At 61.7% G+C, this 10,144-nt stretch carries 8 protein-coding genes (1 of these 8 running past the window's edge); 7 read left to right on the forward strand and 1 reads right to left on the reverse strand.

Annotated features, from left to right (window positions below; translation table 11 throughout):
* The first annotated feature begins 251 nt into the window (after positions 1 to 251).
* The 4 genes from AC5STB_RS08120 (at position 252) to fdhF (ending at position 6,300) form a co-directional block, all read left to right on the forward strand.
* Entirely contained in the window at positions 252 to 776 is a 525-nt protein-coding gene (locus AC5STB_RS08120; RefSeq protein ID WP_495442439.1) for a winged helix DNA-binding protein, read from the forward strand.
* Positions 777 to 828: 52 nt separating this feature from the next.
* Positions 829 to 1,740 carry a LysR family transcriptional regulator gene (locus tag AC5STB_RS08125; protein ID WP_495442440.1) on the forward strand — a complete coding sequence of 304 codons (912 nt, stop codon included), beginning with the start codon at positions 829 to 831 and terminating at the stop codon, positions 1,738 to 1,740.
* Positions 1,741 to 1,833: 93 nt separating this feature from the next.
* On the forward strand, positions 1,834 to 3,522 hold the full coding sequence (locus AC5STB_RS08130) for an NAD(P)H-dependent oxidoreductase subunit E (protein ID WP_495442441.1): 1,689 nt from the start codon (positions 1,834 to 1,836) through the stop codon (positions 3,520 to 3,522).
* A gap of 3 nt (positions 3,523 to 3,525) precedes the next feature.
* Positions 3,526 to 6,300 (forward strand): formate dehydrogenase subunit alpha, encoded by a 2,775-nt coding sequence (gene fdhF / locus AC5STB_RS08135; RefSeq protein ID WP_495442442.1) that lies wholly within the window; start codon positions 3,526 to 3,528, stop codon positions 6,298 to 6,300.
* A 152-nt stretch (positions 6,301 to 6,452) separates the two neighbouring features.
* Here the strand turns inward: fdhF and AC5STB_RS08140 are convergent, their stop codons facing one another.
* Complete coding sequence (locus AC5STB_RS08140) at positions 6,453 to 7,067, reverse strand: TetR/AcrR family transcriptional regulator (protein WP_495442443.1); 615 nt, start codon at positions 7,065 to 7,067, stop codon at positions 6,453 to 6,455.
* A 129-nt stretch (positions 7,068 to 7,196) separates the two neighbouring features.
* Between AC5STB_RS08140 and AC5STB_RS08145 the strand changes: the two genes are divergently transcribed.
* The 3 genes from AC5STB_RS08145 to AC5STB_RS08155 all read left to right on the forward strand — a co-directional run.
* Positions 7,197 to 9,242, forward strand: a complete 2,046-nt coding sequence (locus AC5STB_RS08145; protein ID WP_495442444.1) for an oxidoreductase — start codon at positions 7,197 to 7,199, stop codon at positions 9,240 to 9,242.
* A gap of 1 nt (position 9,243) precedes the next feature.
* The gene (locus AC5STB_RS08150; protein WP_495442445.1) at positions 9,244 to 9,969 is read left to right on the forward strand and encodes an NAD(P)-binding domain-containing protein; all 726 of its coding nucleotides are present in this window, start codon (positions 9,244 to 9,246) and stop codon (positions 9,967 to 9,969) included.
* A gap of 136 nt (positions 9,970 to 10,105) precedes the next feature.
* Positions 10,106 to 10,144, forward strand: the 5' end (the start) of a protein-coding gene (locus AC5STB_RS08155) for a hypothetical protein (protein WP_495442446.1). The gene runs 207 nt beyond the window's last position; 39 of the gene's 246 nt are visible here — the first part of the coding sequence; it begins with the start codon at positions 10,106 to 10,108; its stop codon lies beyond the right edge, outside the window.

Below are 10,144 nucleotides of genomic sequence, written 5' to 3' on the forward strand. Positions count from 1 at the left end.
GTAAGCTGCAGTGCCTGTTCCAAGGCAGGTTTCCTGGCTGCTCTGGTTTTGCCTGATTGCCCGGGTGGCTATTGAAACTTGTCAGAATTGGTTGGATATATCGGGTGTATTTGAATTGGATTTTAGAGATTGGAGCCGACGCCTCTTTGACCGGGAGTGTTTGTGCTTGTTTCAGCTAGCTCGGCTAGGGGCGCCTGTTCCAGACCGGCGTATTTGTGCCTGACAAGGGCAAGGGTATTTGGAGACGTTTCTTGGAAAAAACAGTTGGCACTTCTGCGCATTCAGACCCGGCAGCTGATGCGTCCGGCGAGAGGCTGCAGCAGCTGGAAATGGCGGTGCAGCGGGCCCAGGAAGGGTTCATCCGGTGGCAGGCATACTGCTTTGAACAGGTCAGCGGCGTTTCCCTGTCGGGCGCTGAAATCACTCTGCTTCTGCTGATCGGAAGCGATGGCCGGTCCAAATCAATCAAAGAACTGGCCCGTATTACCAACCGCGTCGACATCCCGAATATCCAGTATTCCTTGCGTAAACTGGCCTCTGCCGGGCTAACCTGCAAGAAGGGCGCCGGCCGCTCTGGTGTAACCTACAGCCTGACGGAGGAGGGGGCGCGAGTGGCCGCAAAAATGCAGTCTGTCAGGGAGCAGCGGCTGCTTCAGCCGCTTGCAGGCCGGCCCGGATTGGCCAGCCAGCTAGAGAATGCGCTAGCGGCATTGGAAGACCTGACCGAACTCTATGAAGCTGCGGGACATACGGCCGGCGCGGACAGGAAACCCTGATCCGGCAACTGTTTCATTGTAATGGGCCGCGCCGGCAGCCTAAAGTTCCGCTATGATCGAACTCAAGGACCTACTGCTGCTGACAGCGCTGGCGCGGCATCAGCACTTTGCCAAGGCTGCTGCTGATTGCGGGATGTCGCAGCCCGCGTTCTCCATGCGGATCCGGAATCTGGAAGAGCGGTTAGGACTGTCAATCGTACGCAGGGCCAACCGCTTTCAGGGGCTGACCGAAGAAGGCATGATGATCGTGCGGCGCGCACGGTCCATCCTCGACGATGCCAGGGCGCTGGAACAGGAAATCGCCGCAGCCCGGGGGGAAGTAACGGGCACGCTGATTCTGGGCGTTGTGCCGACAGCCACCGCCTGGGCCGCGCAGCTGGTGGACCAGGTGCATCAGGCCTATCCGCGGATCCTGGCGCAGGTGGAGGTGACGTCTTCCCTGGCCATTCAGCAACGGCTTTATGATGGTACGATTGATGCCGGCATCACCTACGCGGACAGTATGGGCCGGGAGCTGGTGACGGTGCAGCAGCTGTATGAGGAACGCTATGTGCTGCTGGCACCGGAAGATTGGGTTGAAGGCCGGGGCGACACGATCAGCTGGGCGGAAGCGGCGGAGCTGCCGCTGAGCCTGCTGGATGAACAGATGCAGAACCGCCGGATTCTGGACCGGATTTTTGCCGAACTGGGGTTGAAGCCGGAGATCGTATCCGAATCCAACGGATTCATGGCGTCGATGGTGCTGGCGCGGGAAGGCTCGGCGGCGACCATCCTGCCGCGGGCGCTGATGCAGGCGCTGGGCGATCTGGGCGGCACCCGGGTTCTGGCGCTGGTGGAGCCGGAGCAGGCGCGCCCGATCTGCATTGCGACTCTGGACCGGACACCGGAACTCACAACTGTACGCGCTTTGAAAGAGGTAGTTGCGACGTTTGTAGACGATAGGATGCCGCAAATGGCGTCATAAGAATTCCTTATCATGCAATCCAATTTCCAGATTTGACGATATTCATTCTTGATGGCATTGGCAGAATGAAAGACGTGCTGACTGGAGGATCCCATGGCACCATTGGATGATAGCAAGGGCGTATGGAAGTCCGGCAAAGGCAAAGGGCGCAAGACGCCCAAAGGCCGCCAGGTCGACGACATCGCGCTGAGCGAGGTTCAGGAACTGCTGGGGGACCGCCCGCGCAACCGTGACCTCGTGATTGAGTTCCTGCACCTGATTCAGGACAAATACGGCTGCCTCAGCGCCGCGCATATCCGCGCACTGGCCGAGGAGATGCGGACCGGTCAGGCCGAGATCTACGAAGTTGCCACCTTCTACGCCCATTTCGATGTGGTGAAGGAAGGGGAAACCCCGCCGCCGGCGCTGACCATCCGGGTTTGCGATTCGCTGTCCTGCGAACTGGCGGGTGCCCAGCAGCTGCAAAAGGCGCTGGAAGAGGGTCTGGACGCCTCCCAGGTTCGCGTGCTGCGCGCACCCTGCATGGGCCGCTGCGACACCGCGCCGGTACTGGAAATCGGCCACAACCACATTGACCACGCCACCGTCGAAAAGGTGGAAGCGGCGATTGCGGCGGACGACACCCACGCGCGCATCCCCGAGTATGAGACCTTCGCTGCGTATGAAGCGGACGGCGGCTATGCCACGCTGAAGGACCTGCGCGCGAATGGCGACTGGGAAGCGGTTCAGGCGAAAGTCAAAGAAGCCGGCCTGCGTGGCCTTGGCGGCGCTGGCTTCCCGTCCGGCACCAAATGGGGCTTTGTGCGCGCCAACGAAGGCCCGCGCTACCTGGCCGTGAACGGCGACGAAGGCGAGCCCGGGACCTTCAAGGACCGCTACTATCTGGAGCGCACCCCGCACGTCTTCCTTGAGGGCATGCTGATCGCGGCCTGGGCGGTCGAAGCCGAAAAAGCCTTTGTCTACATGCGCGACGAATACCCGGCAGTGCTGGAAATCCTCGCAACCGAGATCAGGGCACTGGAAACGGCCGGCATTGTCGAGGAAGGCTATATTGATCTGCGCCGCGGGGCAGGGGCCTATATCTGCGGTGAAGAATCCGCGATGATCGAGTCCATCGAAGGCAAGCGCGGCGAGCCGCGCCACCGTCCGCCGTTCGTGGCGCAGGTGGGTGTCTTCGGCCGCCCGACCCTCGTCCACAACGTCGAGACCCTGTATTGGGTCTGCAAGATCAACCGCGAAGGCCCGGAATGCCTGAATTCGGTTGAAAAGAACGGCCGCAAGGGCCTGCGCAGCTACTCGGTCTCGGGCCGCGTGAAGAACCCGGGCGTGCATCTGCTGCCTGCCGGGTCCACCATCACCGACATTATCGAAGCCTGCGGCGGTATGTTGGACGGGCACGCGTTCAAGGCGTATCAGCCGGGCGGCCCGTCCTCTGGCCTGCTGCCTGCGTCGATGAATGACGTTCCGCTCGACTTCGACACGCTGCAGCCGCATGGCACCTTTATCGGTTCCGCTGCGGTGGTGGTGCTGTCCGATCAGGACTCCGCCCGCGACGCGGCGCTGAACATGCTGCGCTTCTTCGAAGACGAAAGCTGCGGCCAGTGCACACCCTGCCGGGTGGGCTGTGAAAAAGCCGTCAAGCTGATGAGCGAGAAGAAGTGGGATCAGGGCCTGCTGGAAGAGCTGAGCGCTGCGATGGTCGATACCTCGATCTGCGGCTTGGGCCAGGCCGCTCCGAACCCGATCCGCCTGACCATGAAACACTTCCCCGAGGAGGTTTAAGCCATGAGCGATAAAGTCACATTCACACTCGATGGCGAACAGGTCTCGGCAGAAAAGGGCCTGACCATCTGGGAAGTCGCCAACGGCCGCGGGCTGAAAATTCCGCATCTGTGCCACAAGCCGGCACCCGGCTACCGCCCGGACGGCAACTGCCGGGCCTGCATGGTCGAGATCGAAGGCGAGCGCACGCTGGCGGCCTCCTGCATCCGTGAACCCGCCGAGGGCATGGTCGTCACCACCAACAACGTGCGCGCCGAAAACGCTCGCAAGATGGTGATGGAACTGCTGGTCGCAGACCAGCCCAAGAAAGAAGAGGCGCACGACAAGTCTTCACACATGTGGGACATGGCAGAACTGAGCGGCGTCACTGAGAGTCGTTTCCCGAAGCTGGAAGAGGGCCGTATCCCGCTGCTGGACGACAGCCACGTCGCCATGAAGGTGAACCTGGACGCCTGTATCTCCTGCGGCCTGTGCGTGCGCGCCTGCCGCGAAGTGCAGGTCAATGACGTGATCGGCATGGCTGGCCGCGGCCACGATGCCTATCCGACCTTCGACATCGCCGACCCGATGGGCCAGTCCACCTGTGTGGCCTGCGGCGAGTGCGTCCAGGCCTGCCCGACCGGCGCGCTGATGCCCGCCACCGTGATGGACGACAAACAGGTTGGCGACAGCAAGGACTACGATTCCGAGACCGAAAGCGTCTGCCCGTTCTGCGGCGTCGGCTGCAAGGTCAGCCTCAAGGTCAAGGACGGTAAGGTCAAATATGTCGATGGCATCAACGGCCCGGCCAACGAAGGCCGCCTGTGCGTCAAAGGCCGCTTCGGCTTTGACTACATCCACCACCCGCACCGCCTGACCAAGCCGCTGATCCGCCGAGACGACGCGCCGGCCAAGGGCTTGAACGTCGATCCGGGCAACCTCTCCACCCACTTCCGCGAAGCGACCTGGGAAGAGGCTATGGATTTGGCCGCCAAGGGCTTGATGCGCTTGCGCGATGAAAACCCGAAATCGGTTGCGGGCTTCGGCTCGGCGAAATGCACCAATGAAGAGGCCTATCTCTTCCAGAAGTTCATCCGCCAGGGCTTCAAGCACAACAACGTCGACCACTGCACCCGCCTGTGCCATGCGTCGTCTGTTGCAGCGCTGATCGAAAACGTTGGCTCCGGCGCGGTGACCGCGACCTTCAACGAGATCGAAAACGCGGATGTGGCGATCGTGATCGGCTCCAACCCGATCGAGAACCACCCGGTGGCGGCGACCTACTTCAAGCAGTTCACCAAGCGCGGCGGAAAGCTGATCGTGATGGATCCGCGCGGCGTCGGCCTGCGCCGGTTTGCCACCGAAATGGTGCAGTTCCGCCCCGGTGCGGACGTGTCGATGCTGAACGCGATCATGAGCGTGATCGTTGAGGAGGGCCTGTACGACCAGGAATACATCGATAAATACACCGAAAACTGGGAAGCGGAAAAACAGCATCTGGCGCAGTTCACGCCTGAAAAGATGTCGGAAATCTGCGGTGTCAGCCCTGAGCAGCTGCGCAGCGTTGCACGCATCTTTGCGGGCGGCAAGGCGGGCCTGATCTTTTGGGGTATGGGTGTGTCCCAGCACATCCACGGCACCGACAACTCGCGTTGCCTGATCTCGCTGGCGCTGATGACCGGCAACGTGGGCAAGCCGGGCGCCGGCCTGCACCCGCTGCGCGGTCAGAACAATGTGCAGGGCGCGTCAGACGCGGGCCTCATCCCGATGTTCCTGCCGGATTATCAGACCGTGACCTCGGATGATGTGCGCAAAAGCTTCACCGATGTTTGGGGCGGCGGCGACTTCTCGAATGAGAAGGGCCTCACCGTGACCGAGATCGTTGACCAGGCCTATGCCGGCAACATCAAGGGGATGTACATCCAGGGGGAAAACCCGGCGATGTCCGACCCGGATGCCGATCACGCGCGTGACGCCTTTGCCAAGCTGGAGCTGATGATCGTTCAGGATATCTTCCTGACTGAGACGGCAAACTATGCCGACATTATCCTGCCGGCCTCAGCGCTCTATGAGAAGAATGGCACCGTATCGAATACCAACCGCCAGGTGCAGCGTGTGCGCCCCGCCGTGGCGCCTCCGGGTGACGCGCGCGAGGACTGGCAGGTGACTGTCGAGCTGGCGCAGCGCATCGGCCTGCCGTGGGACTATAAGGATGTCAGCGAAGTCTTTTCAGAGATGAAGCTGAACATGAAGTCGCTGAACAACATCACCTGGGAGCGTCTGGAAACCGAGACCATCACCTACCCGTCGCTGCATGAGACCGACCCCGGTCAGGCGATTGTGTTCGGTGACGGCTTCCCGCGCCCCGAGGGCCGTGCCCGCTTTACTCCGGCCTCGGTGATCCCGCCGGATGAGGCTCCGGATGCGGACTATCCGATGATCATGACCACCGGCCGTCAGCTGGAGCATTGGCACACCGGGTCAATGACCCGCCGGTCGCTGGTTCTGGATGCGGTTGAGCCGGAAGCGAACTGCTCGCTCAACCCGCGCACGCTCAAGCTGATGGGTATCGAGCCGGGTGAGATGATCCGCCTGTCGACCCGCCGCGGTTCGATCGAGATCATGGCGCGTGCCGACCGGGCGATTGCCGAGGACATGGTGTTTGTGCCTTTCGCCTATGTGGAGGCAGCGGCCAACATCCTGACCAACCCGGCGCTGGACCCCTATGGCAAGATTCCCGAGTTCAAGTTTTCGGCGGTGAAAGTCGAGAAGATCGAAAACCAGATCGCCGCTGAGTAAAGCGGCCGGGTACTGGCAAAAAAAGGGCGGGCGCGGAACCGAAAGGTTCCGCGCCCGTGCTTTTGGTGGCGCCGCGCCCTTTGGGCGCGGCGCTTGGCCCAACGGCTGTGCGGGCATCTTTGATGCCTGTTCAGCGGGCGGGAGAGCTCCTGTCAGCGGTGGCGGGCCAAGAACCGGTCAAGGTCCTTCTGGGCAGGCGGCTTGCCTGAGAACACCTCGATATAGCCGGGCATCAACGAGATCCGGTAACCTGTACTCTCGCTCACCTGCATTGAGATATAGCCGATCTGGGTATAAATCATAGCCTTGGCCCGGACCAAGGCGTCTTGCTGCTCGTATCCGAAGCGCTGGAACATGTCGTTTATGGCCCTCTCGCGCCGGGTATCGGCCGCGTTCAGCCGAGCCTGCAAGGCGGCGTCCGTGCGTGCCCAGTTGCGGATCGCCAAATCCAGCCTGGCGTCGAACAGATCCGGATCGATCCAGCAGTCAAACAGGTTGAACAGCGCTTCGGCAATGCTTTCGGCGTAAGCTTCGGTCCGTGCGGCCAGATTGCCGGTGTTCTTGTCTTCCCAACGGCGGACCATTGCCTCCAGCAGCTCTTCGCGGTCCTTGAAGTGCCAGTAGAAACTGGTGCGTGACACCCCGAGCCGTTTGGCCAGGGGCATCACCTTCACGGCTTCCACACCGCTTGCGGTCAGCACGTCATAAGCAGCCGAGAGCCAGTTCTCTTCCCTGAGGCGCGCGCGGGAGGTGTCCGGTGTATTCATGGCCCAGCCATAGCAGCGGCTGCAGCCGCGGGCAACTTTTCATGACATTTGTGAAAATAAAATTGACACATGTGTCAAGTTGATGTCGGATTGCTGCCAGCCCAGACACAACTCCAGAAAGCCCGCGCCATGTCCAAGGACCCGTTGCTACAGCCCTTTCAGCTTAAGCACCTGACCCTTCGCAACCGCATCATGACCACCAGCCATGAGCCGGCCTACCCGGAAGACGGCATGCCCAAGGAGCGCTATGCAGCCTATCATGCGGAACGGGCCAAGGCTGGGGTGGCTCTGACGATGACTGCGGGGTCGGCTGCGGTCAGCCGTGACAGCCCGCCGGTCTTCAACAACATCCTTGCTTATAAGGATGAAGTGGTTCCCTGGATCCGCAATCTGACCGATCAGGTGCACGATCATGGCGCTGCAGTGATGATCCAGCTGACGCACTTGGGCCGCCGCACCGGCTGGAACAAGGGCGACTGGCTTCCTTCAGTCAGCTCCTCGCGCCACCGGGAGCCTGCGCACCGGTCATTCCCGAAACTGGCCGAGGACTGGGACATTACCCGCATTATTTCGGACTTCGCGGACGCGGCGGAGCGGATGAAGGAAGGCGGCATGGACGGAATTGAACTGCAGGTCTATGGCCACCTGCTGGACCAGTTCTGGTCACCGCTGACCAATGACCTGGAAGGGCCATACGGTGGGCAGACGCTGGGCAGCCGTATGAAGTTTCCGATGGATGTGTTGCAGGCGGTCCGGGACCGGGTTGGCAGTGAGTTCATCGTTGGCCTTCGCTACACCGCCGATGAGACGGAAGAGGGCGGGATCAGCCCGGAAGAAGGGCTGGAAATCTCCAAGCGCCTGGCGGCCAGCGGTATGGTGGACTTCCTCAACGTGATCCGCGGCCGCATCCACACAGATCCGGCCATGACCGACGTGATCCCGGTGCAGGGCATGAAGTCAGCGCCGCACCTGGATTTCGCGGGTGAGGTAAGGAAGGCGACAGGTATGCCGACTTTCCATGCGGCCCGTATCCCGGATGTGGCAACGGCCCGACATGCGGTTGCCGGCGGCCTGCTGGATATGGTGGGCATGACCCGCGCCCACATGGCCGATCCGCACATCGTGAAGAAGATCATGGAAGGGCGCGAAGATGACATCCGTCCCTGTGTCGGCGCCACTTACTGCCTGGATAGGATTTATCAGGCGGGGGAGGCACTGTGCATTCACAACGCGGCAACCGGGCGTGAGCTCACGATGCCGCATGCGGTTGCGCCGGCAGAGGTCCGCAAGAAGGTGGTGATCGTGGGCGCGGGGCCGGGTGGTCTGGAGGCCGCGCGGGTGGCGGCAGAGCGCGGCCATGACGTCACTGTTTTCGAAGCTGCGGCGGAACCGGGCGGCCAGGTCCGCCTGACCGCGCAGAACCCGCGCCGGGCTGAGATGATTGGCATCATTGACTGGCGTATGGCGCAATGCGCGGCCCGGGAGGTGGCGTTCCGCTTCAATACCTGGGCTGAGGCCGAGGATGTGACTGCTCTTGATCCTGACGTCGTGATCGTGGCGACCGGCGGAATGCCCTGTATGATGCTGCATGAAACCGGCTGTGAGCTGCGCCATGCGGTTTCCAGTTGGGACATCATCTCAGGCGATGTGAAACCGGCCGGGCATGTGCTGATCTATGACGAAAGTGGCGATCACCCGGGCCTGATGGCCGCGGAAGCTGCGGCAGGCGCAGGGGCTAAGGTGGAAATTATGACCCCCGGCCGCAGCTTTGCTCCGGAGGTGATGGGGATGAACCTCGTGCCTTACATGCGGGTGCTGCAAGACAAGGATGTGACCTTTACGGTGGCCCGGCGCCTCCTGGGGCTTGCTCGCAACGGCAACAGGCTGGAAGCATCCATCGGCACGGATTACAGCGGTCATTCCTATCAAGCAGAATTTGATCAGGTGGTCCTGAACTACGGAACCCTGCCACTGGACGACCTCTACTTCGCGCTCAAGGAGGCGTCGGTCAACCGGGGTGAGGTGGATTACGGCGCCCTGGTCAGCGGCCGGCCTCAAACGATCCGCTCCAACGCTGCGGGCCGGTTCCAGCTGTTCCGCATCGGCGATGCGGTTTCCGCGCGCAATACCCACGCAGCGATCTATGATGCGCTGCGGCTGACTAAGGAGATCTGATATGCGTCTGGGTTTCTTGGGATGCGGCACCATTGCCTCGGCCGTTGTGCACGGCCTGGCGGGCAAGGGTCACCAGATTACTGTCTCGAAGCGCAACACGGCGCAGTCTTCGGCGCTTGCCGAGGCGTTTGATGATGTGGCTGCAGCAGGAAACCAAGCAGTGATTGACGCAAGCGACGTGGTCTTCCTGGGGCTTATGGCGGAAGCTGCGGAGGACATCCTGAACGATTTGGCATTCCGGGAGGGGCAGCAAGTAATCTCCTTCATGGCTGGCGCGGATCTGGAACAGGTCGCGGACTGGACTGCGCCGGCCAGCGCGGCGGCGGTGATGATGCCTTTCCCGGGTATCGCGCAGGGCGGCTCCCCGGTAATGGCACTCGGGGATACTGCGCTGCTCAGCCGGATCTTCGAGCCGGACAACCGGGTCTTTGCAGTCCGGGACGGCAGCGAACTGAAGGCTTACCTGTCGGCCCAGGCGGTGCTTTCGCCAGCTGCACGCCTGGTAGGGGATGCCGCTGACTGGCTTGGGGGAAGGGTGTCAGATCCCGCGCAAGGGGAAGCTTTCTTGCGGATGCTGGTTTCAACCAGCCTGCAGGCTTCGGGCTGTACGGAGCTGATCGAGGCGCTGAATACACCGGGAGGGTTTAACCAGCGGCTGCGGTTGCACATGGAACAGGCGGGGATGCGCGAAAGCCTCATAGAAGGGTTGGGTGAACTCGAAGGCTGAGCGCATTGTCGCTGCGTTTGCCTGCCTTTGGGCTGCGTGTTCATACTTTCCTTTGCCCCCCTTTGCCCCCCTTTTGGTCACCGGCGCGGGTTTTTGGGCTGCATTGCGCGGGAAGGCGCGGTTCGGGAGGGGAACCTTGTGGTTTGATTTTGCGATTCCCGGTTTTGAATCTGTG

Source organism: Leisingera sp. CC-HEC093 (genome assembly GCF_059429195.1).